The organism is Frigoribacterium sp. 2-23, from assembly GCF_049601585.1.
GTDB lineage: Bacteria > Actinomycetota > Actinomycetes > Actinomycetales > Microbacteriaceae > Frigoribacterium.
On sequence record NZ_CP187126.1, the window covers coordinates 2,439,695 to 2,464,197 of the forward strand.

A 24,503-nucleotide genomic window follows, 5' to 3' on the forward strand; every position below is an offset into this window, starting at 1 on the left:
GACAGGACGGTGTCGACGGGGGCCGTGAGCATGGCTGTCATGAACCTCATCTCCGTCCGACTCATCACCGACGACGTCGACCGACTCGTCTCCTTCTACGAGCGTGTGACCGGCATCATCGCCGACCGCCCGACTCCCTCGTTCGCCGAGCTCCGCACCCCGAACGGCACCCTCGCGATCGGCAGCACGCAGACCGTCGCGCTGTTCGGCCCCGGGTCCGCGTCCCCTGCGGCGAACCGATCGGCGATCGTGGAGTTCATCGTCGAGGACGTCGACGCGCTCTTCGCCGCTCTCGGGGACGACGTCGACGTGACGGTCGTCCAATCGCCGACACTCATGCCGTGGGGCAACCGGTCGCTCCTGCTCCGCGACCCCGACGGCACGCTCGTCAACGTCTTCACCCCGGTGACGCCGGAGGCGCGGGTGAAGTTCGCCGACATCGCCCGCTGAACGCGCGCTCCGACAAGAAAGGCCCTCCGATCGAGGTGACTCGAATCGGAGGGCCTTGCGGTAGCGAGGGCGGGACTTGAACCCGCGACACCACGATTATGAGCCGTGTGCTCTAACCAACTGAGCTACCCCGCCGCAGGGCGCCTCGCGGCGAACCGCGGGCGACCAGAGCCCCGAGTCGGGATTGATCCGACGACCTCTTCCTTACCAAGGAAGTGCTCTGCCACTGAGCTATCGGGGCGTGTGCGCCCGGCCGCGGGAGACCCGCGGCCGATCGGCACCAGACAAGGGTAGCAGAGCCGGGAGGGCTCCGATGTCACACGGCGTCAGGCGGCCCGAGCAGCGCCCGGGCGACCAAGATCGACTCATGCACAGCATCGAACTCCTGCTCGACGACGCGACCGACGCCGCCATCCGAGCCGAGTGGGCGGCCCTCGCGGCCGCCGGGTTGCCCAGCCAGCAGAACCATGCCGGCGAGTCGAACGCGCCGCACGTGACGCTACTCGCGCGGCCCCTCATCGAGCCCGTCCACGACGAGGCGCTCCGCGAGCTGTTCGCGTCACCGGCCCTCCCTCTCGCCATCGAGCTCGGGTCGCTGCTCGTCTTCGGTGCTCCCCCGCGCGGGCTCGTCCTCGTCCGCCCCGTCGTGGTCTCGGCAGCCCTGCTCGAGCTGCACCGGGCCGCGCACCGCGCCGCGCCGGTCGCCGCGACGGCCCCCGACGCACGCCACACCACGCCCGACCACTGGACCCCGCACGTCACGCTCGCGCATCGCCTCACCCCGGAGCAGCTCGCGGCCGCGATCGAGACCCTCGACGCCGTGGAGCCCATCGCCCCGCCGACCGACGGCGGCGATGCCCGCTCGCCCCGCGCCTCCGCGGTCCAGGCTCGTCGGTGGGACAGCACCGAGCGCACGATCACGACCCTCTAGACGGGGCGCGACGACGACCTCGTCGTCGACTCAGTCGTCGGCCGGCTGCGATGCCGCGTCGAGCGCGGCGACGTCGTCGACCGTGAGCTCGACGCGGGCCGACTCGAGCAGCCCCTCCAGTTGGATGGCCGTGCGCGCGCTCGCGAGCGCGCCGACCACGTTCGCCCGAGACGCCAACCACGCGATGGCGACCGCACCGAGACCGACCGCCTGCCGGGTCGCGATCTCGGCCAGCACCTCCAGCGTGCCCTGGTTCTGCGGGGTGAGATAGCTGAGGGCGCGACTGCCGCGGGGCGAGTCGCCGCGGCCCGTGTCGCGGCCGTACTTGCCGGTCAGGAATCCGCTGGCCAGTGACGAGTGGGGCAGGACCGCGAGGCCGAAGTGGTCGACGATCAGGGCGACATCCTGCTCGTACTCGGCCCGGCGGACGAGGTTGTAGGCCGGCTGCACGGCCGCGAAGGGATGCAGACCGTCGCGGTCGGCGATCGCGAGGGCCTGGCGGAGGCGTGCTCCGGTGTAGTTCGAGGCGGCGGGGAACCCGATCTTGCCCTCGTCGACGAGCTCGCTCAGGGCGCCGACCGTCTCGTCGAGAGGGGTCTCGTCGTCGTCGAAGTGCGTGAAGTAGAGGTCGATGTGGTCGGTGCGCAACCGCCGCAGCGACCCCTCGACCGCGAGTCGGATGCTCGCCCGGGTGAGCCCCGGGGCGTCGGGGTGCTGACCGCATTTCGTGCTCAGCACGACCTTCTCGCGGTTGCCCGGGCGCGCGAGCCACCGACCGATGATCGCCTCCGACTCGCCACCGGAGTTGCCGGGCAGCCACGCCGAGTAGACGTCGGCCGTGTCGACCACGCGACCCCCGTCACCGGTGAACACGTCGAGCACCTCGAGCGCCGTCGGCGCCCCCACCGTCCACCCGAACACGTTCGTGCCGAGTGCGAGCGGGAAGGGCTGCTCGTCACCGAAGAAGGCGGTGGAGACGCTATTCGCAGAGGAGTTCAGAGCAGAGCCAATCAGAGGGGGTCGTTCGACAAACGGTAGCCGATATCGTGGGGCGCATGTCTTCTGACGACACCCTTGACACGATCACTCCGCCCGCCTCGGATGCCGCCCTCGAGACGGCACAGGACGCCAAGGGCGAGTGGTGGCGCAGCGCCGTCATCTACCAGGTGTACCCCCGCTCGTTCGCCGACTCCGACGGGGACGGCATCGGCGATCTGCCCGGCATCACGGCCCGCCTCGACTCGCTCGTGGACCTCGGCGTCGACGCCGTCTGGCTGTCGCCGTTCTACACGTCGCCACAGAAGGACGCGGGCTACGACGTCGCCGACTACACCGACGTCGATCCGCTCTTCGGCACGCTGGCCGACTTCGACGCCCTGCGCGCCCGCGCCACCGAGCTCGGCCTGCGACTCATCGTCGATCTCGTGCCCAATCACAGCTCGTCGGCGCACCCCTGGTTCCAGGCCGCACTGGCCGCCGGCCCCGGCTCGGTCGAGCGGGGGCACTACATGTTCCGCGACGGTCTCGGTGCCGACGGCGACCTGCCGCCCAACAACTGGGAGTCCGTCTTCGGCGGGCCCGCCTGGACGCGCATCACGGAGGCCGACGGCTCCCCCGGTCAGTGGTACCTGCACCTGTTCGACTCCTCGCAGCCCGACTTCGACTGGACCGACCCCTGGGTTCGCGAGTCGTTCATCGACGTGCTCCGCTTCTGGCTCGACCGGGGTGTGGACGGGTTCCGCGTCGACGTCGCCCACGGCATGATCAAGGCCGACGGCCTGCCCGACTACACCCCTCCGACCGAGGCGGGCAGCATGGGCGGCGGGCAGGTCTCCGGGCCGACGCCGCCGTACTGGGCCCAGGACGGCGTTCACGAGATCTACCGCACGTGGCACCAGGTCCTCGACGAATACGAGGGCGACCGGGTGCTCGTGGCCGAGGCCTGGGTCGAGCCGCTGTCCAAGCTCGCCGACTGGGTCCGCCCCGACGAGATGCAGCAGGCCTTCAACTTCTCGTACCTCGAGACCGGTTGGTCGGCGGCCGAGATCCGCCGCGTCGTCGATGCCTCGATCGAGGTCTTCGCGAGCGTGGGAGCCCCGAGCACCTGGGTGCTCTCGAACCACGACGTCGTGCGGCACGCGAGCCGCCTCGCCCTCACGGCCGAGAACCCGCAGGGCTACGGCATCGGGCCGAAGAGCGCCGGGCTGCCCATCCCCGAGCTGGGTCTCGCGCGCGCCCGCGCCGCGTCGGCCGTCATGCTCGCCCTGCCCGGCAGCGCGTATCTGTACCAGGGTGAGGAGCTCGGCCTGCCCGAGGCGATCGACCTACCCGACGAGTCGCGCCAGGACCCGACCTGGTTCCGCACCGACGGCGAACGCTACGGGCGCGACGGCTGCCGCGTGCCGCTGCCCTGGGAGTCGGGAGCCGCCGCGTTCGGATTCAGCCCGACCGGCGCCTCCTGGTTGCCGCAGCCGACCGACTGGTCGACGTACGCGCGCGACGAGCAGCAGGGCGTCGCCGGGTCGACGCTCGAGCTCTACAAGCTGGCACTGCGCCTGCGCTCCGAGTTCGACCTCGGCTCAGGGCGGGTCGAGTGGCTCGACGGCTTCGGCGACGAGGTCGTGGCGTTCCGCAACGGAGACGTCACGGTCGTCGCGAACACGGGCGACGTGGCGGTCGAGCTGCCCGTCGGCGACGTCGTGCTGGCGACCATGATCGTCGACGGACCGGCCCTGCCGCCGAACGCCGCCGCCTGGTTGCGGCACACCGCCTGACGCGGCGCTCGCGCGGCAGAACATCGTTCTGGCCACTGAACCTCGTTGTAACGAGGTTCAGTGGCCAGAACGAGGTTCTTCGCGAGCGCGCGGAGGCGCGGCTCGGCTGAAGCGCAGGAGGCGCGGGTCGGCCGAATCGCCGGAGGCGCGGGTCAGCTAGTTCGTGTTGGCGACGAGCCAGGGGTACGGGTCGACCGGCACGCTGTTGATGACGATCTCGAAGTGCAGGTGTGCGCCCGTGCTGTTACCGGTACTGCCGACCTTGCCGATGATCTCGCCGACCGTGACGCTGTCGCCCTTCTTGACCGTGACGGAGCCGGTCTGCATGTGGGCGTAGACGCTGACGACCTTCTGGCCGTTGACGGTGTGCTCGATCCAGACGTTGTTGCCGAGGGCGCCCGAGGGGCCGTCGACCTTCTGGACGACTCCGTCGGCGATCGACTGGATGGGCGACCCGGCACCGGGCACGAAGTCGAGGCCCTCGTGGAACGTCGAGCAGAAGCTGCAGTTCGCGACCTGGCGGGCACCGAAGCCGCTGCTGATCGGCACACCCGACTGGAACGGCCACTGCACCGTGCCGTTGACGTCGTTCGAGAACGTGCTGGCGCTGTTCGAGGCGTACTGGGCCGTCTTGACCTGCTCGGTCACGCTGTAGCCGTCACGCGAGACGTCACCGTCGACGGCGGGGCCGTCGGCGATGAAGCTCTGGGCGCCCGCCGACTTCTTGGCAGCCGTGACCGCCGGGGTGTCGACGAAGAACGCGTTGGCGGGAAGCGACGTCGCGACCAGCATGGCGCCGGCGAACAGCATGGCCCCGACGGCCGTGACCTTCTTCGTGGTGCGGCCGAAGGACGAGCCGCCACGGACGGATGCGGCGGCCGCCGACGTCGCGTGAGCGGACGAGGAGGCGCGGCGACCCGAGCGGGACGACTCACGCGACACCGTGCGGACGGCGGTGCTCGATCGCGTCGAGCGACCCACGCGCACGGGGCGGACCGAGCCCTCGGAGGCAGGCAGGTCGACGGTCGGAAGGGCGAGGAAGGCGTCGGCGGACGCGTCGTCGGCCTGAGCCTCGGCGGCGGGGGTCGCGACAGAAGGCACGGTGTCGGCGGCGGGCGCGGCGGCAGGCGCAGGCGCGGTAGCAGGCTCGGTCTCGGCGGCAGTCGCCAGCGGAGCACCCTCGGCGGCCAGGCGCTCGGCCTCGGCGCGACGCTCCGCCTCGCGGGCCTCGCGGCGGGTCATGTAGACGGGAGCCTCGGGCAGGTTGCCGGTCGTGGGACGGGTCGCGGGGGCGGCGCCGTCGTTCTCGGCAATCTGCTCGTTCTTCGTCACGTGTAAGGAGTCCTCGGAGTGTCGGGGTCGGAGGCCAGGTTCAGCTCTCGTCGTCTCGGCCGCTACCTCGTGTTTGCATCACAGGAAAGTAACGAACCGAATCAGACTAACAAGCGTGAGCGCAGATGGCTACCCGCGTTCGGGGGCCAGGTCGTATTTCACGGCTGATATACAGTGAGTATCGATCAACACGTGTGGTCGATCGTGAGCGCTCACACGGATCGACACGGGCGTGTCACACCGCCGCGCGGTCGAGCAGGGCATCCAGCTCGTCGGCGATCGCCGGCGCCGACACAACCGTCAACGAGGCGCTCGGCCGTCGACCACCCTCGCCCCGAGCACGGGCGCCGGCCTCTTCGGCGATCAAGACCCCCGCGGCGTGATCCCACGGCTTGAGACCTCGCTCGACGTACGCGTCGAGACGACCGGCGGCGACCGAGCAGAGGTCGAGAGCCGCGGCGCCGATGCGACGGATGTCACGGACCTCGCCGATGATCCCCTGCACGGCTGCCGCCTGGGCGACGCGACGCTCGGCGTCGTAGGAGAAGCCCGTGCCGACGAGCGTCTCGGCCAGGGAGTCGGGTCGCGAGACGGCCAGCCGCTCGCCGTCCAGATAGGCACCGCCCCCGAGGGACGCGGTGAAGACCTCGCCGCTGCTCGGGTTGACGACACAGGCGGCCAGGGCACGCCAGATGAGCGGATCGGCACCGCCGTCCACGACCGCGACGCTCACGGCCCAGGCCGGTATCCCGTAGACGAAGTTGACCGTGCCGTCGATCGGGTCGACGACCCAGGTGCGACCGGTGGTCGACTCGTCGGGGGCGCCCTCTTCGCCGAAGAAGCCGTCGCCGGGGGCGAGCTCGGCCAGGCGAGCCCGGATGAACTCCTCGACCTCGCGGTCGGTCTCCGTCACGACGTCGACGAGGGAGCTCTTGGTGGCGGCGATCCGGACTCCCTCACCGCGCCTCCGGAGGGCCAGCTCGCCCGCCTCGCGGGCGACGGTCGTGGCGATCTCGAGCAGCTCTGCAGTGGTCGGCACGGCGCCTCCGTCGTTAACGCGAAGAACGGACCCGCGTCGAGTCCGTTCTTCGAGGTGTCTTTGTCATATCGGTGACATGACGACACGGGTGGCAAGTGAGGGATTCGAACCCCCGAAGGCTACGCCGGCTGATTTACAGTCAGATCCCTTTGGCCGCTTGGGTAACTTGCCATGCACGCCCAGCCCATGTGTTCACCGACCGGAGGCGCCAGACAAATATACAGCCTCCGGAGGGTCCTCTCGACCACCGCCCCTGCCTGCCCCCGCCTCTTCGCAATTTGCGACCGTCTCGGCGAAACACCCCCTCAGGAGGCGCGCAATCGGTCGCAAATTGCGAAACGGTCGCATTGTGCTCGGGTTCGAGTCCCCCACAGCGGCCGATCCGCGCCTCCTGTCCACATCCGGCCTCGCCACCGTCGCCAGCCTCAGACAGTTGAGGCAAAGGTGGCCAGATGGACGAACGACTCAGCACCGCGATGAGGATGTTCGGCGGCGTCGCCGCCCGACACGAGATACTGCGCTTCGGCGTCCACCCGAAATCGCTCGAGGCTGCGTGGGCGGCGGGCGCCGTCATCAGGGTCCGACATGGGACGTACGCTCTGCCGAGCCTCAGCCCGGACATCCTGAGGGCCGCGCGAGTCGGAGGCGTGCTCGCATCCGCGTCTGCCGCCGTTCACCACGGCGGGTGGGCGCCACACGCCCACCCGCTCTTCGTCAGCGTCCGACACAACAGCCAGCGACTTCGCGAGCCCGAGGACTCCGGATCACGCCTTCCCGATCGCCACCCCGATGTCGTCATCCTCCGCGATCTCGACCGCCTCGACCCTCGCCGGGAACGCGCCGTCGTCAGCCCCGAGACGGCGATCGTGCAGCTCGTCCGCTCGCACGACGCCCCTGTGGCCATCGCCGTCATCGACTCGATGCTGAACCGGCGCCTCCTCACTCCGCAGCAGCTGAAGGCCGTCCGCTCGCGGCTGCCGAAGAGGCTGCACTCCGTGCTCACCGAGACGGACGCCCGTGCCGAGGCGGGGACGGAGTCGATCGCCCGCGTCGGATTCGCGCGGGCAGGGCTGTCTTGCTCGGCGCAGGTGTGGGTGACGGACTCGTACCGGGTCGATCTGCTCATCGACGGCTGGCTGATCGTGGAATGCGCAAGCGTGGAGCACCACGGCTCCCCCGAGCAGTACAACCGTGACCGTCGGCGCATCGCCGACCTGCATCGGCTCGGCTTCATCGTGCTCGAGTTCTCGTACCCGCAGATCATGTTCGACTTCGATGCCGTGCTCGAGACCGTCATGACGACTCTCGCGAACCACGCACCGGCACGATGAGACCGTTCTGCCACGAACGGCGCCGACACGCCGAGCTATCGCCGCCTCCCGGCCGAAACGGTCGCACAGTGCGAAGGAGGTGCGGTGCGGGAGGCCGGGGAGGCGCGGGCGGCGCCCCCGGCGACCGGCTATTGGACGGCGGCGGTCAGGCGGGCGACGTTGTCGAGGACCTTCGAGCGGAGGGGGCGCGTCTGCCACTCGTCGAGCAGCAGCTCGCGGCTGTTGTGGCGGTAGTCGTCCTCGATCTCGCGGAGGCGCTGGTTGAAGCGCCGGCCGCGGATCATCACCGAGATCTCGAGGTTGAGGCTGAACGACCGCATGTCCATGTTGCTCGACCCGATCACCGACACCTCGTCGTCGATCGTGAAGTGCTTGGCGTGCAGCACCGTGGGCGAGCGGTACAGGAAGATGCGCACACCCGACTTGAGCAGCGCCTCGTAGTACGACCGCTGCGCGTGATAGACGACGGCCTGATCGCCGATCTCGCTCACGAACAGCTGCACCTCGATGCCCCGCTGGGCCGCCGTCGTGATCGCGTAGAGCATCGACTCGTCCGGGACGAAGTACGGGCTCGTGATGATGATGCGCTCCTGCGCGTTGTAGAGCAGCGTGTTGAACAGGCGCAGGTTGTTCTCGCCGTCGAAGCCGGGGCCGCTCGGGACCACCTGGCAGTCGAGCGTGTCGAACGGGTCGACCGTGCTGACCGGGTCGGCCTCGCGCAGCAGCAGCTCGTCGGTCTCGCTGTACCAGTCCGTGACGAAGAGCGCGTTGATACCGGCGACGATCGGCCCCTCGAACCGCACCATGAGGTCTTTCCAGGCGAGATGCCGCTTTCTGTTCTTCCGGCGCTGGTAACCGCGGTCGATCATGTTCTGCGAGCCCGTGAACGCCACGACGCCGTCGATGACCATCAGCTTGCGGTGGTTGCGCAGATCGGGTCGCTGCCAGCGGCCGCGGAGGGGCTGCACCGGCAGCATGAGGTGCCACTGGACTCCGAGACGGCGGAGTCGGCGCTTGGTTCGGCGATACCCCGGGTAGCCGCGGGACGCGATGTGGTCCATCAGGAGGCGCACCGTGACACCGCGGCGACGCGCGTTCTCGAGGGCGATGAAGAACGGCTCCGTCGTGGCGTCGAGGGACGTGATGTAGAACTCGGCGTGCACCCAGCGGTGCGCTTCGTCGACGGCCTTCGTCATCGCGGCGATCGACTCGTCGTAGTCGGGGAAGAGCTCGGCGCGGTTGCCGCCGACGAGCGGCATCGCGCCGAGCTTGCGGTTGAGCTCGATCGCCGAGTCGAGCCAGAGGGGCCACGGGTGGTCGCGTTTCACGCGGTCCATGCCCTCGGTCGTCTCGATGATGTACTTGTTGATCTCCTGCTGCTTCTCGCGACGACGTCGCGGCAGCTTCGTGCTGCCGAGCAGCAGGAAGAGGATGAAACCGACGTAGGGGATCAAGAAGATCGCCAGCAGCCAGGCCGTCGCCGTCTGCGGCCGGCGGTTGATCGGCACGTACACGATCGCGAACACGCGGATCGCGATGTCGAAGAGCACGCCGATCACGGCGAGCGCAGGGCCCACCCAGGACGGTTCCGTCATCGGACGGTCAGCGGAAGTTGACGAATTGCAGATCGACGTCGACGTCGGACTTCTTCAGCAACGCCATGGTCGCCTGGAGATCGTCGCGGCTCTTGGACTGCACGCGCAGCTCGTCACCCTGGATCTGGCTCTTGACGCTCTTCGGGCCCTCGTCGCGGATGATCTTGTTGATCTTCTTCGCCTGCTCCTGGTCGATGCCCTGCTTGAGCGCGGCCTCGATGCGGTACTCCTTGCCACTGGCGAAGGGGTCGCCCGCGTCGAGGTGCTTCAGGCTGATGCTGCGCTTGATGAACTTCGACTCGAGCACGTCGAGCACGGCCTTGACGCGCTCCTCCGTGCTGGCCTTGAGCAAGAGCTTCTCGCCACTCCAGTCGACCGATGCACCGACGCCCTTGAAGTCGTATCGCTGCTCGATCTCCTTCTGCGCCTGGTGGAGGGCGTTGTCCGCCTCCATCTTGTCGACCTTGCTGACCACATCGAAAGAGCTATCTGCCATGCCGGACAGCCTAACGAACGCGCGGGGTTCAGGCCCTCTCGGCGGCGGACGAAGCGTCGGCCGAGGCGCGAGAGACGCTGACCATCTCTTCGCGCGGCACGACCTTGACGCGCACGCGCTCGTGCTCGTGGGCCGCCCCGAGCGCCTGCTCGTGCTCGTCGAGACGGTGCCAGCCCTCGAGGTCGGTGTACTCGACGCCGCGCTCGTGCAGCAGCTCGTCGATGGCGCCCTCGCTCGGGTCCTCCGGCTGCCACCAGCTCGCCTGATCGGTGATGACGTGCTTGACCGTCTCCATCGCGTCGCTCTTGGTGTGACCGATGAGGCCCACGGGACCGCGCTTGATCCAGCCGGTGGCGTACACGCCGGGAACGATCTGGTTGTCGTCGTCCATGACCTGGCCCTCGTGGTTCGGCACGACGCCGCGACGCTCGTCGAACGGGATGCCGTCGAGCGGCGACCCGAAGTAGCCGACCGCGCGGTACACGGCCTGCACGGGGACCTCGCGGAACTCGCCGGTGCCCTCGACGCCGCCCTGCCCGTCGGGCCGCGTGCGCTCGTAGCGGAACGCGGCCACGCGCCCGTGCTCGTCGCCGACGACCTCGGAGGGGTTGGCGTAGAAGTGCAGGTGCAGACGACGCGACGCGGCGCCGACCTCGCGCTCGCGCCACTGGTTCAGCACCTTGTCGATGACGAAGACCTGCTTGTTGGTCGCGATAGCCGTCTTCGAGGCCTCGTCGTGGTCGAAGTCCTCGTCGTAGACGATCATGTCGACGTCGCGCACCTCGCCGAGCTCGCGCAGCTCGAGGGGGGTGAACTTCACCTGCGCCGGGCCGCGGCGGCCGAAGACGTGCACGTCGGTGATCTCGGACGCCTTGAGCCCGGCGTAGACGTTGTCGGGGATCTCGGTGACGAGCAGGTCGTCGGCGTGCTTCGCGAGGATGCGGGACACGTCGAGCGCGACGTTGCCGACACCGACGACGGCGACCGACTTCGCCTCGAGCGGCCACTCGCGCGGGAAGTCGGGGTGTCCGTCGAACCAGCTGACGAAGTCGGCGGCGCCGTAGCTGCCGTCGAGATCGATGCCGGGGATGTCGAGGTCGGCGTCCTTGATCGCACCGGTCGAGAAGATGACGGCGTTGTAGTGCTTCTTGAGGTCGTCGAGCGTGATGTCGACGCCGTAGCGCACGTTGCCGAAGACCCGGATGTCCCCGCTGTCGAGCACGTCGCGCAGCGCGTTCACGATGCCCTTGATACGCGGGTGGTCGGGGGCGACGCCGTAGCGCACCAGACCGTAGGGGGCGGGCAGCTGCTCGAACAGGTCGATCGAGACGTCGAACGCCTTCTCGGCTTTCAGCAGGATGTCCGCGGCGTAGATACCGGCGGGGCCGGCTCCGACGATGGCCAGTCGCAACGTGGTCACTTGTGTCTCTCTTGTCTGTCTTGAGGCTGGTGTGGCTTCAGTCTGGTCTGGGTTCTTCCGCCGCGCCTCCAGGGCGTCGCGCGGTTCGGGGTCGAATCGGCCCTCGGCTCACGTTCGGAGCCGAGGAGGCACGGGTCGGGTCAGGCGGTGCGCTCGACCACCTGGTCGGCGAACCGGGTCAGGGCCTTCTTCACCGAACCGGACGGCAGCGCGTCGAGGGCCGCGAGCGCCTCGTTGGCCCAACGGTGGGCCTCGGCGCGGGTGCGGCGCGTCACGTCGTGCTCGCGGAGTCGCCGGACGACGTCGGCGAACTCCGCGTCCGCGGACTCCGCGTCGAGGGCGGTTCCCTCGGGGCCATCGGCGTCCTCGCGACTCGCCTCGACGATGCGATCGATGTCGGCCAGCAGGGCCGCCGCCTCGACGTCGGTCTGCGCCTCGCGACGGAGGTACAGCACGGGCAGGGTGACGACGCCGGCGCGGAGGTCGGTGCCGGCCTTCTTGCCGGTCTCGTCGGCCTGGTCGGACAGGTCGATGACGTCGTCGACGAGCTGGAACGCGATGCCGATCTTCTCGCCGAACTCGGCGACCGGCCCGAGGTAGTCGCGCGACGCCCCCGAGAACATGATGCCGGCGCGCGCCGCGGTCGAGATGAGCGAACCCGTCTTGTCGGCGAGCACGTCGAGGTAGTGCGCGATGGGGTCGTCGCTCTCGCTGGGCCCGATCGTCTCGTGGAGCTGCCCGAGGCAGAGCCGCTCGAACGTCTCGGCCTGCAGCAGGATCGCCTCTTGGCCGAGACCGGACACGATGCTGCTGGCCCGGGCGAACAGCAGGTCCCCGGCCAGGATGGCGACCGAATTGCCCCAGACGTTCTGGGCGCTCGGCACACCGCGGCGCATCTGCGCCTCGTCCATGACGTCGTCGTGGTAGAGCGACGCGAGGTGGGTGATCTCGGTGGCCTGGGCCGACGCGATGATGCCGGGGGTCGCGCCGTCACCGAGCTGCGAGATGAGCAGGGTGAGCGTCGGCCGCACCCGCTTGCCGCCCGCGGCGAACAGGTAGCGCGTCGTGGCGTCGGCGAGGTCGTCGGCGAACGAGATCTCGCGGAGCAGCCCCTCTTCGACCTGGTCGAGACCGGCGTCGACGGCGGCGACGAAGCGGCGCTCGGTCGGCGACGCGAACAGGCGCTCGCCGAGACCGAGGGAGGTCTTCAACGAGGCGGCCCGTCGTTCGGCGGCCGGGCGCGTCGGGGCACCACTCGAGACGACTCCCGTGGAGCCGCCGCCCGCGGGCACCGCTCCACCGGAGGTCGGGTCGCCCGAGGTCGAGCTACTCGCGTTCACAGGGGGTCACCCTTTCGTCGAAGGCTTGCGCCCACGGTGGAGGGCGACGATGCCCGTCGTGAGATTGCGGTACGCGACGCGGGTGAACCCGGCACCGCGCAGCCATTGGCTGAGCACCTGCTGCTCGGGCCACTGTTCGATGCTCTCGGCGAGGTACGAGTACGCCGGCGAGTTGCTGCTCGTCAGGCGCGCGACGAGGGGCATGCCGTATTTGAGGTAGGTGCGGTACGCGGCACGGATCGGCGGGAGGGGCGGGGTCGAGAACTCGCAGATGACGACGCGACCGCCGGGCTTGAGCACGCGGTACATCTCGGCGAGCGCCTGCTTCGGCCGGTTCACGTTGCGGAGGCCGAACGAGATGGTGACGGCGTCGAACGTGTCGTCGTCGAACGGCAGCTTCTCGGCGTCGCCTTCGACGAACTCGATCTCGGGGTGACGTTCACGACCGACCTCGACCATCCCGGACGAGAAGTCGAGTGCGATGACCTCGGCGCCGTGCTTCGCGATGGCGACCGAGCTGGTGCCCGTGCCCGCGGCGATGTCGAGCACCTTCTCACCGGACGCCGCGCCGATGGCCTTGACGGTGGCGATGCGCCACAGGACGGCGTTGCCCGCGGAGAGCACGTCGTTCGTGCGGTCGTAGTGCCGGGCGACGCCGTCGAACATGGACGCGACCTCGCTCGGTTGCTTGTTCATATCGGCCTTGGTCACGAGAGCCGATCCTACCGGCATGCCCTGGCGACCGCCCGAGTAGGCTGGATCGGTGAACGACCCCGAGTTCCCCGCCCCCGATCTCGATGTCCGAACGACCCGCATCGACCACGTCAGCCCGTTGCTCACCTCGGTCGACGCCCGGTCTCCCCTGATCTTCGTCCGGGGTAACGAGGGCATCGCGGGCATCGGCGAAGCGGTCCGTCTCACGTTCACCGGCCCCACCCGCATGGTCGATGCCGCGGCCGCCTGGCGCGACCTCGCGTCACGCGCCACGGTCGCCGACGACGTCCGGTTGCCGGGCACCGGTCTCGTCGCGTTCGGCTCGTTCGCCTTCGACGACGAGTCGGCCGCCGAGAGCGTCCTGATCGTGCCGCGCATCGTCGTGGGCCGACGCGACGGCGTGGCGTGGATCACGCGCGTCGACGGGGCCGAGCTGCCCGATGGGCACGCGGCCGGCGCCTCCTTCAGGGTCCCGCTCGTCCCCGGCGAGCTCGACGAGACCGGCTACGCGGGCATCGTCGCCTCGGCCGTCGAGTCGATCACGGTCGGCGACGTCAGCAAGATCGTGCTGGCCCGCACCCTGGTGGGGCGGTTGCCGGTCGAGGCCGACCTGCGCCTCGTGGCCCGGACCCTCCAGGGCGGCTACCCCGACTGCTTCACGTTCGCCGTCGACGGCCTGATCGGCGCGAGCCCCGAGACCCTCGTGAAGACCGAGCGCGGCGTCGTCAGCGCGCGCGTACTCGCCGGCAGCGCCTCCCGCGGGGTCGACGCGATCAGCGACGAGGATGCGGCGCTCGCGTTGGCGACGTCGTCGAAAGATCTCGACGAGCACGCGTTCGCCCTCCGCAGCCTCCTGCTGTCGCTCGGGCCGCACGCGACCGACATCGTCACGGGCGAGCAGCCGTTCACGCTCAAACTGCCGAACCTGTGGCACCTCGCCAGCGATGTCCGCGGACGACTCACCGACGGGTCGAGCTCCCTCGACCTGATCGCGTCCCTGCACCCGACGGCCGCGGTCGCCGGCACCCCCACCGAGGCGGCACTCGACCTGATCCGTCGACTCGAGCCGTTCGACCGTGGTCGCTACGCCGGGCCGGTCGGCTGGGTGGGCGCCGACGGCGACGGCGAGTGGGCCATCGCCCTGCGCTGCGCCCACGTGGCCCCCGACGGCACGGTGACCGCCTACGCGGGCGCGGGTGTCGTGGCCGACTCCGTCCCGGAGCGCGAGGCGGCCGAGACCGGCATGAAGTTCCAGCCCGTCGTGCAGGCCTTCGGCGCATGACGGCGCCCGACGGCGCGCCTGCGCAGGGCACGCCTGCGCCGGGCTCGGCTGCCCAGGTCGCCGCGTGGTCCCGGCCCGTTGCGCTCGTCGTGGCCGCGGCGTTCTTCATGGAGAATCTCGACGCCACGATCCTGTCGACGGCCACCGCCTCCATGGCTCGTGATTTCGGGGTGCAGCCGGCCTCCGTCGGCATCGCCGTCACGAGCTATCTGGTCGCGACCGCCGCCTTCATCCCGTTGGGTGCGTGGCTGGCCGAGCGGTGGGGCGCGCGACGCGTGTTCCTCTGGGCCGTCGTGTTGTTCACCGTCGCGTCGCTGGCCTGCGCGTTCAGCCCGGGTCTCGGCTGGCTGACCGGCGCCCGCGTCGTGCAGGGCCTCGCGGGCAGCATGATGGTGCCGATCGGCCGATTGATCGTGCTGCGCGGCACGAGCAAGACCGAACTGATCCGCGCCATCGCGTACCTGACCTGGCCGGCCTTGGTCGCGCCGATCATCGCCCCGCTGGTCGGCGGCGTGCTCACGCAGTACGCCGGGTGGCCCTGGATCTTCCTCGTCAACGTGCCCATCGGCGTCGCCCTGCTCGTCGTCGCCGCACGCGTGGTGCCCGAGGTGCCCCGACTCGACCGGGCACCGCTCGACGTCGTCGGCCTTCTGCTGCTCGTCGCGGGGATCGTGGCACTCGTCCTCGCGTTCGAGGTGCTGCCCGACGTGTCGACGGTCTGGCTCGGGGTCGCTCTGCTGGTCGTCGCACTGCTGCTCTGGCTGGGGGCGTCCCGGTGGTTCCGGAGTCGGGCTCGACCGCTACTCGATCTCGCGGCGTTCCGCATCCCGACCTTCCGGGTGACGAACCTCAGCGGCGGCGTCTACCGGGCCGTCGTCAACGGTGCCCCGTTCCTGCTGCCGTTGCTTCTGCAGGACGGCTTCGGCTGGACGCCCACCGAGGCCGGCCTGATGCTGATGTGGGTGTTCGCGGGCAACCTCGCGATCAAGCCGCTGACGACTCCGCTGATGCGGCGGTTCCGACTCGTGCCGATCGCGCTCGTGGCGACGGTGGGTCTCGCGGCGACGTTCGTCGCGGCGGCACTGCTGCGACCCGACACGTCGGTCGTCCTGATCGCGGTCGTCTTCGTGCTCAGCGGGGCGTTCCGGTCGGTCGGCTTCACCGCGTACAACACGCTGCAGTTCGCGGACGTCCCGACCGGTCAGATGTCGTCCGCGAACGCCATCTCGTCGATCACGTCGCAGCTCGCCATCGGACTCGGCGTCGCGCTCAGCGCCCTCGCCGTCCGCGCCGCCGACGGCATTCTCGCGCCCGGCGGGGACGGGACCGATCTGATCGGCTACCGCGTCGCGCTCATCGTGCTCGCCGTCGTCGCCTTGGCGAGCATGGTCGAGGGGTTCCGACTCCCCCGGGGGGCCGGTGACGCCGTCCGCATCGCCAAGGCGTCGTAGCTCGCGATTCCCTTCCCCAACGAAGTGTCGCGTCCGGCCGATGTCGGACGGGAACATTGACCCGACGGGTCACATCGTTCGGGAGGAGTCGGGTCACGAGGAGCCCCCGCCTGCACCACCCCCAACGAAGTGTCGCTTCCGGCCGATGTCGGACGGAAACATCGACCCGACGGGTCACATCGTTCGAGAGGAGTCGGCGGGCGGGTCAGGAGGCGGCGAGTCGCGTCTTCTCGAGTTCGACGTCGAAGTGCGCCGGTGGCCAGCTCAGGTCGCGACCGCGCAGGGCGTCGATCAGCAGCCGCTGCACGGCGACGCGGGCGTACCACTTGCGGTCGGCGGGGACGACGAACCACGGAGCCCGATCCGTCGACGTGCGCTGGATCGCCGTCTCGTACGCCCCCTGGTAGTCCGTCCAGAGGTTGCGCTCGTCGACGTCGCCGGGGCTGTACTTCCAGAACTTGTCGGGCCGTTCGAGGCGCTCGGCGAGGCGCTTCTTCTGTTCCTCGAACGAGATGTGCAGCATCACCTTGATGACAGTCGTGCCGTTCGCGACCAGCTCGTCCTCGAACTCGACGATCTGCGCGTAGCGGCGCTCGATCTCATCCAGCGGGGCGAGTTCGCGTACCTTGCCGATGAGCACGTCCTCGTAGTGCGAGCGGTCGAAGACGCCGAGCATCCCGGGCCCGGGCAACTCTCGCCGGATCCGCCACAGGAAGTCGTGGGCGAGCTCGTCCTCGGTCGGCGCCTTGAAGGCGTGGTGGTGCACACCTTGCGGGTCGACCGCGCCGACCACGTGCCGGACGATGCCGCCCTTGCCTGCGGTGTCCATCGCCTGCAGCACGAGCAGCACGTTGCCCCGGTCACCGCCCGTGCGGCTGCCGGCGAAGAGCTTCTCCTGGAGTTCCGACAGGGCCTCGCGCCCCGATTCGAGGGTCTGGGCCGCGTACGCCTTGTCACCCGCGAACCCGGGTGTCGACCGGGTGTCGACATCGGCGAGCACGAGATCCGAGGAGGCGCGGAGAGCGTCAGAGGGCGGGGTCGTCCAGGTCTTGGCCATGTCCGCAGCCTACGACCGCCGGATGACCGGCGACCGGGAACGGCGACGCACACTGCGACGCGCATTCGGACGCGCACCGACGCCCGACACGACTGGAACCCACGAGGGCCTCGTCAGCGAGTCAGATCGGTAAGCCGCACTAGCGAGCGAGCGGAACCTCGATCAGCACGGGACCGTCGCCGGGGGCGACGAGCGCGCGATCGAGATCCGACCGGCTCTCGGCGCGGACGTACCGCCAGCCGTACGCCGACGCCAGAGCGGACAGGTCGACGGTCTGCGGGGTGAACTGCACGCGCGTCATCGCGTCGTGGGGTGCGGATGCCGCCACCTCGAGCCCGTCGAAGATCGTGCCCCCGCCGTCGTTGCCGACGATCACCTGCACGCGCGGTCTCACCTCGCCGTCGCCGAACAGGAGCGACCCGGCGTCGTGCAACAGGGTCAGGTCGCCGACCAGCACGCGGGTGACCCCGGCCTTCGGGTCGTCGGCCTGGTGTGCCAGCGCGATGCCGGACGCCGTCGCGACGGTGCCGTCGATGCCGGCCAGCCCGCGGTTGGCGTGCACCGAGATGCGCTTGCCGGGCACCCGCACATCGACCTCGCGGATCAGCCGCGATGCCCCGAGCACGAGTCGATCGTGCGGCCAGGTCACGCCCCAGAGCGCGTCGGCCAGGTACTCGCGCGTCACGGCCCGGCGAAGCAGTTCGACCTCGCCCCGCATGAACGCCGCCCGCTCGCGCGCCGAGTCCGACGTCGCCGCGTCGAGATCGGGCGCGGTCGCGTCGTCGCCGACGAGCCGACGCCCCGTGTGCACCCACTGACCGACCCAGGCGCGGTGCGCCCGATCGTCGGGCGAGGGCGCGTCGTCGTCGCTCCCCCGGGACGCCGAGGAGGCACGGGTCACCTCGACCGCGTCGACCACGGTCGCCGAGCGACTCGGGTCGTACGCCTCGGCCGCCCGCCCGCGGACGACGACCACCTCGACGTCACTCCGCTTCAGCAGCGCCGGGATCTCTCGGCTGAGCGTCGGATGCCCGAACACGACGGCGCGGCGGACGGCGCCGCCGAAGTCGGCGTCGGCGAGCAGCCGACGGTACGACAGAGCGAGCTGGGGCCCGAAATGGGCACCGCTCGAGACCTCGGCGACGAGGGGGGCTCCGAGCTCGCGGGCGACCCGCTCGGCCTCGGCACCGGCGGCATGCCCGGCGATGACGACGGTGGCGGGCACGTCGTCGACGGCCAGATCGATCGACGTCCCGTGGGCGCGGAGCCGAGCGGAGTCGTGAGCCGGCTCGATCGGTGCCGGACTCGACGGGGGCAGCTCGGCGACCACGGCCGACAACGGCTCACGGAACGCGACGTTCAGGTGGACGGGGCCCGGCGCGGCCGGTCGACCGGGTGACGACGATCGGCCGAGTGCACTGCTCACGGCCTCGCGGGCGAGCGACCGGACGGCGCCGTCGTCGAAGCCCTCGTGGGTGGGCGCCTCGATGTCGCGCTCGAAGTGAACGGCGGCCCCGAAGATGCCGGGCTGCTGCGTCGTCTGGTTCGAGCCGATGCCGCGCAGTTCCACCGGGCGGTCGGCTGTGACGACGATGAGGGGCACACCCGAGTGATGCGCCTCGAGCACGGCCGGGTGCAGGTTCGCCACCGCCGTCCCCGATGTCGTCACGACGACCGTCGGCGTCTCGGTCTCGATCGACAGCCCGAGCGCGAGGAACCCGGCCGAGCGCTCGTCGATGCGCACGCGGAGACGGACCCGCCCGGCCTTCTCGAACTCGGCGGCCGCCAGCGCGAGGGCCTGGGATCGCGACCCGGGGCTGAGGACGACGTCACGGACACCCGCGTCCATCAGCTCGGCGAGGAGGGCGACCGCGTAATCGGTCGCGGGACTGGTGCTTCGGGCCACGGGAAAGGCGGTCGCCGCGTCAGGCGTTGCTGGACTTGTCGTCGCCGTCGAGCTCGGCGAGCTCTTCTTCGAGGCGTCGGATGCGTTCGTCGGTCGTCTCGCGATCGAGGTCGCCCGGCATGGGCCGTGACCGACCGGAGAACTCGGGGTCGTCGTCGGGGGCGATGAAGCGGCGGGGTGCGGGCTGGTCGTTCTTTCTCGCACGACCGAGCCAGAGCCAGAGGACGGCACCGATGACGGGGAGCACGACGATGATGAGGGCCCAGAGGGGCTTGTTCAGAGCACGGAATCGGGAGGACTCGGCGAACAGGCAGTCGATCAGGGCATAGATGATGAAGGCTGCCGCGGCGACGATCGCAACGATGAGAAACTTCACCATGCCGACGATCTTAGGCTGCCGAACCTGGGGATGCCTGGTACGTGGAGAGCGGTCAGCGCACCGGTCGTAGACTTCTCGGGTGAAACCCTGGATCACCTACACGATCGTCCGCCTCGGCCTCTTCGCGGTCGTGCTCGCGGTGCTGCTGGTGATCGGCATCGACCCCCTGTGGGCGACCTTGATCGCCGCCATCGTAGGCCTCTGCCTGTCGTACATCTTCTTCTACCGACTGCGGCGCGAGGTCGCCCTCAGCCTGGCGACGCGGCGTGCCGCGCCGGAGAAGCGCGACGACGACTCGGTCGCCGAGGACGACGCGCTCGACGAGCGCTGAACCTCGACGCGCTGAACCCGGCCGCGCTGACCCCTCGCCGCGCCGGACCCCCGCCGCTAGAAGAAGATCGCGGCGCCGAGTCCGAGCGCGTAGAGCAGCGCCGACAGCGACGACAGCTGCAGCGCGAGGATCAGCTCCCGCGGCGTCTTTCCCGTGACCCCGATCACGGCGGCCGGCACCGCGACGATCAGTGTGAAGTAGACCAACGGCGCGTGGAAGTACAGCAGCGCGAAGTACACGAGGATCAGATACGGCAGCAGCAGGAAGAGCGCGTACAGCGCCCGGGCCACCGTGTCGCCCACGACGACGGCCAGCGTGCGCTTGCCGGCCGCCGCATCCTGCGGGATGTCGCGGATGTTGTTGACCATCAGCACGGCGCAGGCGAACAGGCCCGCCACGATGCCCGCGACCCAGGCATCGAACGGGAACTCGTGCAGCTGCACGAACGTGGTGCCGACCGTCGCCACGAGGCCGAAGAACACGAAGACGAACACCTCGCCGAGCGCGTTGTAGCCGTAGGGCCGCTTGCCCCCGGTGTAGAACCAGGCCGCGACGACGCAGGCGGCGCCGACCGCGAGCATCCACCAGTACTGCGTCACGACGACGATGACGAGGCCGGCCACGGCCGCGAGACCGAAGAACACGAGGGCGACCCGCAGCACCGTCTTCGGCTTGACCGCACCCGACCCGGTCAGACGCGACGGCCCGACCCGGAAGTCGTCCGTGCCGCGGACGCCGTCCGAATAGTCGTTGGAGTAGTTGACGCCGATCTGCAAGAAGAGGGCGACGGCCAGGCAGAGCAGGGCGAGGGGCAGGTCCCAGCTGCCGTTCGCGCGGGCGACGCCGGTGCCGAGCGCGACGGGCGCGATGCCGAGCGGCAGGGTGCGGAGGCGGGCTCCGCCGATCCAGTCGCGGGCCGTCACCCGGCGGACGGGCTGACGCCCCGGTCGCCCTCCGGGCCTGCCGCTGCGCTTCTTGGTCGGTGTCTTCGTCGCCGTCTTGGTCTTCGCCACCCGGCGATTCTACTTTGCAGCCCCGACGTGCCTCAGACGCGGGACCCGGCGACGAGCCGCGTGAGGGCCGCCCGATCGGGTTTGCCGCTCGCCAGCAGGGGCACCGCGTCGACGCGCACGATCCGATCGGGCGCGCCCGCGCGGCCCGTCTCGGCGACGACCGCGGCACGCAAGGCCTGGAGCGCCGGAGGCACGGTGTCGGTCACCACGACCGGCACCTCTCCCCACCGATCGTGCGCCGCGCGGACCACGACGGCGTCGGACAACCCGGGCTGCTCCCGCACGGCCCGCTCGACCACCGCGAGCGAGACCTTCTCGCCACCCGACACGATCACGTCGTCGAGTCGCCCCGTCACCCGTAGCGTGCCGTCGGCGTCGAGAGCCCCGGTGTCGCCGGTTCGATACCAGCGGTGCCCGTCGCGCATCACGAACGTCGCGTCGGTGCGGGCGCCGTCGCCGAGATAGCCGGACGCGAGCGAGGGCCCGGCCAGCTGGATCTCGCCGTCGACGACCTCGGCCTGGGTCTGCCCGATCGGTCGGCCGTCGTACACGCAGCCTCCGCTCGTCTCGCTCGAGCCGTAGGTCCGGACGATGCGCACCCCGGCGGCCCTGGCCCGCTCGACGAGTGCCAGGGGCGTCGCCTGCCCGCCGACGAGCACGGCGTCGAACGACCGGAGTGCCGTGAGCACGGACTCGCCGGACGCCCGGGCCGCCGCGTCGAGCAGGGTACCGAGCTGAGCCGGGACGAGCGACATGTAGCGGGTCGGCGGGTCGAGACGGGACGCCGCCTCGGCGAAGACGGCCGGGTCGAAGTGCCCCGTCGGCAGGAGGACCGGCTCGGTGCCGGCCACGATCGAGCGCACGAGGACGTTGAGCCCGGCGATGTAGTGCGCGGGGAGCGCGAGCAGCCAGTGCCCCGGCCCGCCGAGGGCGCCGTCGGCCGCGGCGGCCCCGGCCAGCAGCGCGTCCGACGTCAGCTCGACGCGCTTCGGGCGCCCCGTGGAGCCGCTCGTCTCGACGACGAGCGCCACGGGGGCGGAGACCGTCGGGGGCAGGTCGGCGGGGATCGTGCCATCGACGCGCGGGGTGACGGCGGGGCCGCCGGCGAGGGCGTCTCGCAGGGCGACCAGCACCTCCTCGGGGTGACGCGCGTCGACGACGCGCAACGGCCTGCTCATGCTGCCGAGCCGCTCAGTACTGCCAGGGGAAGGGCGCCCAGTCGGGCTCGCGCTTCTCGAGGAAGGAGTCGCGGCCCTCGACGGCCTCGTCGGTGCCGTAGGCGAGACGGGTCGCTTCGCCGGCGAACACCTGCTGCCCCACCATGCCGTCGTCGACCGCGTTGAACGAGAACTTCAGCATGCGGATCGCGGTGGGCGACTTCGTCAGGATCGTCTCGGCCATGGCCAGGGCCTCGCGCTCGAGGTCGGCGTGCGGGACGACGCGGTTGACGGCACCCATCTCGTGGGCCCGGTCGGCGCTGTACTCCTCGGCCAGGAAGAACACCTCGCGTGCGAGTTTCTGCCCGATCTGACGGGCGAAGTAGGCGCTGCCGTAGCCGCCGTCGAACGAGCCCACGTCGGCGTCGGTCTGCTTGAACCGGCCGTGCTCCCGGCTGGCGATCGTGAGGTCGCAGACGACGTGCAGGGAGTGGCCCCCGCCGGCGGCCCACCCGGGGACCACGGCGATGACGACCTTGGGCATGAAACGGATCAGGCGCTGTACCTCGAGGATGTGCAGCCGACCGGCCGAGGCGGGGTCGGCGACGTGCGCCTCCGTGCCCTCGGCCTTGTAGCCGTCGCGGCCGCGGATGCGCTGGTCGCCGCCGCTGCAGAAGGCCCAGCCGCCGTCCTTCGGGCTGGGGCCGTTGCCCGTGACGAGGACGACGCCCACGCGGCTGTTCTGCCGCGCATGGTCGAGGGCTCGGTACAGCTCGTCGACGGTGTGCGGACGGAAGGCGTTGCGCACCTCCGGCCGGTCGAACGCCACGCGGGCGATGCGGCCCGTGACGTCGAGGTGGTACGTGATGTCGGTCAGGTCGTCGAAGCCCGGCACGTCGCGCCAGACGGTCGGGTCGAACAGGTCGGAGACGTCGTGGGGCATGGGGTTCATGCTAGGACAGCGGCCCGACGAGGTTCAGGCGTCCTATCAGCCAGACGAGCACGAACGGGTTCGACAGCACCGCGAGCAGCACGCCGATCACCCCGAACACCCGGCCGCGACGCAGGGCGACGGCCAGCAGGGCGAGCACGCCGACGACGATCGACGCGAGCGTCGTGACGAGCGCGAGCCCGGCCGCCGCCGTGGTGACGTCGGCGGCGAGCAGGCCGATCGCGAGACCGTCGAGGCCGAGCAGCACGACCGCGAGCACGAGCGTCACGAGGCCGAGACGGCGGCTTCGCGGCGCCTCGGCGGCAGGGTCGTGGTTCGCCTCGTCGAAGACCCCCAGGCCGGGTTCGGTGTCGCTCATGACAGCCGACCCTAGCGAACCCCGCTGCCGAGGACCCCGGCGCGCGAGCCCGAGCGGCCGGCTGCGGAACCCCGTTGCGGAAGATGAACCCCGTTCGAACGGGGTTCATCTTCCGCAACGGGGTTCTGGGCGCGGGTCGGGCCCGCTGCCGGCCCCCCGCCCGCGTGGAACACTGGGCGGATGCCCGATCTCGCCCCGCCGCTGCCCCCGCTCGACGATCTGCTGCGGGACGCACACGTCGTCGCCCTGCCGCTCACCACGAGGTTCCGCGGCATCGACGTGCGCGAGGCGCTGCTCGTCGAGGGGCCCCGCGGCTGGACCGAGTTCAGCCCGTTCGTCGAGTACGACCCCGTCGAATCGGCGGCCTGGCTCGCCGCCGCGATCGACTTCGGCTGGGGGCCCGACCGCCACCCGGTCGCACCCCGCGTCGCCGTCAACGCGACCCTGCCGTCGGTCGGCCCCGACCAGCTCGCCGGCGTGCTCGCGAGGTTCCCCGGCTGTCGCACCGTCAAGGTCAAGGTCGCCGAGCGCGGCCAGACCCTGGCCGACGACATCGCGCGGGTCGCCGCCGCCCGGGCCTTCGTCGGTGACGACGGCCGCGTCCGCATCGACGCGAACGCGAACTGGTCGGTCGACGAGGCCGAGGAGGCGCTGGTCGCCCTGGCCCCCTACCGTCTCGAATACGCGGAGCAGCCGGTGCGCTCCGTGCCCGAGCTCGCCGAGCTGCGTCGTCGCACGGCCGGCCTCGGCGTGCCCATCGCCGCCGACGAGAGCGTCCGCAAGGCGAGCGACCCATTGGCGGTCGCCCGGGCCGGAGCCGCCGATCTGCTCGTCATCAAGGCCCAGCCGCTCGGCGGTGTCACGGCGGCCCTCGACATCGTCGCGCAGGCGGGCCTGCCCGTGGTCGTCTCGAGCGCGCTGGACACGTCCGTCGGGCTCAGCATGGGCGCCTACCTCGCGGCGAGCATCCCGGGGCTGGCCCACGACTGCGGTCTCGGCACCGCCGCCCTGCTGGCGGCGGACGTCACGCCGGAGCCGTTGCTGCCCGTCGACGGCGGGGTCGACGTGCGTCGCGTCGACGTGGACGTCGACCTGCTGCGGGAGCACGCGGCGACCGATGACCGGCGTGCGTGGTGGCTCGACCGGCTCCGTGCCTCCTACGCGGTTCTCACCGAGCGGTAGGCCGAGGCGGCGC

General features: G+C 70.6%; 23 protein-coding genes and 3 tRNA genes. 8 read left to right on the forward strand and 18 right to left on the reverse strand.

Annotated features, from left to right (window positions below):
• Positions 1-39 precede the first annotated feature (39 nt).
• Positions 40-450, forward strand: a complete 411-nt coding sequence (locus ACPEEZ_RS11535) for a VOC family protein (protein WP_423919000.1) — start codon at positions 40-42, stop codon at positions 448-450.
• 61 nt (positions 451-511) lie between these two features.
• Here ACPEEZ_RS11535 and ACPEEZ_RS11540 read toward each other — a convergent pair.
• Positions 512-585 (reverse strand) — tRNA-Met (locus ACPEEZ_RS11540).
• Positions 586-619: 34 nt separating this feature from the next.
• Positions 620-691, reverse strand: a tRNA-Thr gene (locus ACPEEZ_RS11545).
• A 126-nt stretch (positions 692-817) separates the two neighbouring features.
• On the opposite strand from ACPEEZ_RS11545, the gene ACPEEZ_RS11550 reads away from it, so the two are divergent.
• Positions 818-1,381 carry a 2'-5' RNA ligase family protein gene (locus ACPEEZ_RS11550; RefSeq protein ID WP_423919003.1) on the forward strand — a complete coding sequence of 188 codons (564 nt, stop codon included), beginning with the start codon at positions 818-820 and terminating at the stop codon, positions 1,379-1,381.
• A 30-nt stretch (positions 1,382-1,411) separates the two neighbouring features.
• Here the strand turns inward: ACPEEZ_RS11550 and ACPEEZ_RS11555 are convergent, their stop codons facing one another.
• Complete coding sequence (locus tag ACPEEZ_RS11555) at positions 1,412-2,380, reverse strand: aldo/keto reductase (RefSeq protein WP_423924263.1); 969 nt, start codon at positions 2,378-2,380, stop codon at positions 1,412-1,414.
• Between the two features lie 56 nt (positions 2,381-2,436).
• Here ACPEEZ_RS11555 and ACPEEZ_RS11560 point away from each other — a divergent pair, with 56 nt between their 5' ends.
• Positions 2,437-4,155, forward strand: coding sequence for a glycoside hydrolase family 13 protein (locus tag ACPEEZ_RS11560; protein ID WP_423919006.1), 1,719 nt, complete (start codon positions 2,437-2,439; stop codon positions 4,153-4,155).
• A 156-nt stretch (positions 4,156-4,311) separates the two neighbouring features.
• On the opposite strand, the gene ACPEEZ_RS11565 is transcribed toward ACPEEZ_RS11560, so the two are convergent.
• The 3 genes from ACPEEZ_RS11565 to ACPEEZ_RS11575 form a co-directional block, all read right to left on the reverse strand.
• The gene (locus ACPEEZ_RS11565; protein ID WP_423919009.1) at positions 4,312-5,487 is read right to left on the reverse strand and encodes a M23 family metallopeptidase; all 1,176 of its coding nucleotides are present in this window, start codon (positions 5,485-5,487) and stop codon (positions 4,312-4,314) included.
• Between the two features lie 235 nt (positions 5,488-5,722).
• Complete coding sequence (locus ACPEEZ_RS11570) at positions 5,723-6,526, reverse strand: inositol monophosphatase family protein (RefSeq protein WP_423919012.1); 804 nt, start codon at positions 6,524-6,526, stop codon at positions 5,723-5,725.
• An 89-nt stretch (positions 6,527-6,615) separates the two neighbouring features.
• Positions 6,616-6,697, reverse strand: a tRNA-Tyr gene (locus ACPEEZ_RS11575).
• Between the two features lie 281 nt (positions 6,698-6,978).
• On the opposite strand from ACPEEZ_RS11575, the gene ACPEEZ_RS11580 reads away from it, so the two are divergent.
• Positions 6,979-7,857 carry a DUF559 domain-containing protein gene (locus tag ACPEEZ_RS11580; RefSeq protein ID WP_423919015.1) on the forward strand — a complete coding sequence of 293 codons (879 nt, stop codon included), beginning with the start codon at positions 6,979-6,981 and terminating at the stop codon, positions 7,855-7,857.
• A gap of 128 nt (positions 7,858-7,985) precedes the next feature.
• Here ACPEEZ_RS11580 and cls read toward each other — a convergent pair whose 3' ends face one another.
• From cls to ubiE, 5 genes are all read right to left on the reverse strand, one after another.
• Entirely contained in the window at positions 7,986-9,452 is a 1,467-nt protein-coding gene (cls, locus tag ACPEEZ_RS11585) for a cardiolipin synthase (RefSeq protein WP_423919017.1), read from the reverse strand.
• Positions 9,453-9,459: 7 nt separating this feature from the next.
• Positions 9,460-9,948 carry a YajQ family cyclic di-GMP-binding protein gene (locus ACPEEZ_RS11590; protein ID WP_423919020.1) on the reverse strand — a complete coding sequence of 163 codons (489 nt, stop codon included), beginning with the start codon at positions 9,946-9,948 and terminating at the stop codon, positions 9,460-9,462.
• A gap of 28 nt (positions 9,949-9,976) precedes the next feature.
• Positions 9,977-11,368, reverse strand: a complete 1,392-nt coding sequence (locus ACPEEZ_RS11595; RefSeq protein ID WP_423919022.1) for an FAD-dependent oxidoreductase — start codon at positions 11,366-11,368, stop codon at positions 9,977-9,979.
• Between the two features lie 140 nt (positions 11,369-11,508).
• Positions 11,509-12,579 carry a polyprenyl synthetase family protein gene (locus ACPEEZ_RS11600; protein ID WP_423924265.1) on the reverse strand — a complete coding sequence of 357 codons (1,071 nt, stop codon included), beginning with the start codon at positions 12,577-12,579 and terminating at the stop codon, positions 11,509-11,511.
• A gap of 135 nt (positions 12,580-12,714) precedes the next feature.
• A complete protein-coding gene (gene ubiE / locus ACPEEZ_RS11605; RefSeq protein ID WP_423919025.1) occupies positions 12,715-13,419 on the reverse strand; it encodes a bifunctional demethylmenaquinone methyltransferase/2-methoxy-6-polyprenyl-1,4-benzoquinol methylase UbiE in 705 nt (234 codons plus the stop codon).
• 52 nt (positions 13,420-13,471) lie between these two features.
• Between ubiE and ACPEEZ_RS11610 the strand changes: the two genes are divergently transcribed.
• Complete coding sequence (locus ACPEEZ_RS11610; RefSeq protein WP_423919028.1) at positions 13,472-14,704, forward strand: isochorismate synthase; 1,233 nt, start codon at positions 13,472-13,474, stop codon at positions 14,702-14,704.
• Entirely contained in the window at positions 14,701-16,155 is a 1,455-nt protein-coding gene (locus ACPEEZ_RS11615) for an MFS transporter (protein ID WP_423919031.1), read from the forward strand. Before ACPEEZ_RS11610 ends, ACPEEZ_RS11615 begins: the two co-directional genes overlap by 4 nt.
• A 205-nt stretch (positions 16,156-16,360) precedes the next feature.
• Here the strand turns inward: ACPEEZ_RS11615 and ACPEEZ_RS11620 are convergent, their stop codons facing one another.
• The 3 genes from ACPEEZ_RS11620 to ACPEEZ_RS11630 form a co-directional block, all read right to left on the reverse strand.
• Positions 16,361-17,212, reverse strand: coding sequence for a PPK2 family polyphosphate kinase (locus tag ACPEEZ_RS11620; RefSeq protein WP_423919034.1), 852 nt, complete (start codon positions 17,210-17,212; stop codon positions 16,361-16,363).
• A 139-nt stretch (positions 17,213-17,351) separates the two neighbouring features.
• A complete protein-coding gene (menD, locus tag ACPEEZ_RS11625; RefSeq protein ID WP_423919036.1) occupies positions 17,352-19,118 on the reverse strand; it encodes a 2-succinyl-5-enolpyruvyl-6-hydroxy-3-cyclohexene-1-carboxylic-acid synthase in 1,767 nt (588 codons plus the stop codon).
• A gap of 19 nt (positions 19,119-19,137) precedes the next feature.
• Complete coding sequence (locus ACPEEZ_RS11630) at positions 19,138-19,497, reverse strand: PLD nuclease N-terminal domain-containing protein (protein WP_423919039.1); 360 nt, start codon at positions 19,495-19,497, stop codon at positions 19,138-19,140.
• Between the two features lie 79 nt (positions 19,498-19,576).
• Between ACPEEZ_RS11630 and ACPEEZ_RS11635 the strand changes: the two genes are divergently transcribed.
• Positions 19,577-19,828, forward strand: coding sequence for a DUF4229 domain-containing protein (locus ACPEEZ_RS11635; RefSeq protein WP_423919041.1), 252 nt, complete (start codon positions 19,577-19,579; stop codon positions 19,826-19,828).
• A gap of 56 nt (positions 19,829-19,884) precedes the next feature.
• Here the strand turns inward: ACPEEZ_RS11635 and ACPEEZ_RS11640 are convergent, their stop codons facing one another.
• The 4 genes from ACPEEZ_RS11640 to ACPEEZ_RS11655 are packed head-to-tail and all read right to left on the reverse strand — an operon-like array spanning position 19,885 to position 23,308.
• Positions 19,885-20,841 carry a 1,4-dihydroxy-2-naphthoate polyprenyltransferase gene (locus ACPEEZ_RS11640; protein WP_423919044.1) on the reverse strand — a complete coding sequence of 319 codons (957 nt, stop codon included), beginning with the start codon at positions 20,839-20,841 and terminating at the stop codon, positions 19,885-19,887.
• A gap of 32 nt (positions 20,842-20,873) precedes the next feature.
• Positions 20,874-22,019, reverse strand: a complete 1,146-nt coding sequence (locus tag ACPEEZ_RS11645; protein WP_423919047.1) for an AMP-binding protein — start codon at positions 22,017-22,019, stop codon at positions 20,874-20,876.
• A gap of 13 nt (positions 22,020-22,032) precedes the next feature.
• The gene (locus ACPEEZ_RS11650; RefSeq protein ID WP_423919050.1) at positions 22,033-22,941 is read right to left on the reverse strand and encodes a 1,4-dihydroxy-2-naphthoyl-CoA synthase; all 909 of its coding nucleotides are present in this window, start codon (positions 22,939-22,941) and stop codon (positions 22,033-22,035) included.
• Positions 22,942-22,951: 10 nt separating this feature from the next.
• Positions 22,952-23,308: a hypothetical protein gene (locus tag ACPEEZ_RS11655; protein WP_423919053.1), complete on the reverse strand. Its 357-nt coding sequence runs from the start codon at positions 23,306-23,308 to the stop codon at positions 22,952-22,954.
• A 180-nt stretch (positions 23,309-23,488) separates the two neighbouring features.
• Between ACPEEZ_RS11655 and ACPEEZ_RS11660 the strand changes: the two genes are divergently transcribed.
• The gene (locus tag ACPEEZ_RS11660; RefSeq protein WP_423919055.1) at positions 23,489-24,490 is read left to right on the forward strand and encodes an o-succinylbenzoate synthase; all 1,002 of its coding nucleotides are present in this window, start codon (positions 23,489-23,491) and stop codon (positions 24,488-24,490) included.
• Positions 24,491-24,503 lie beyond the last annotated feature (13 nt).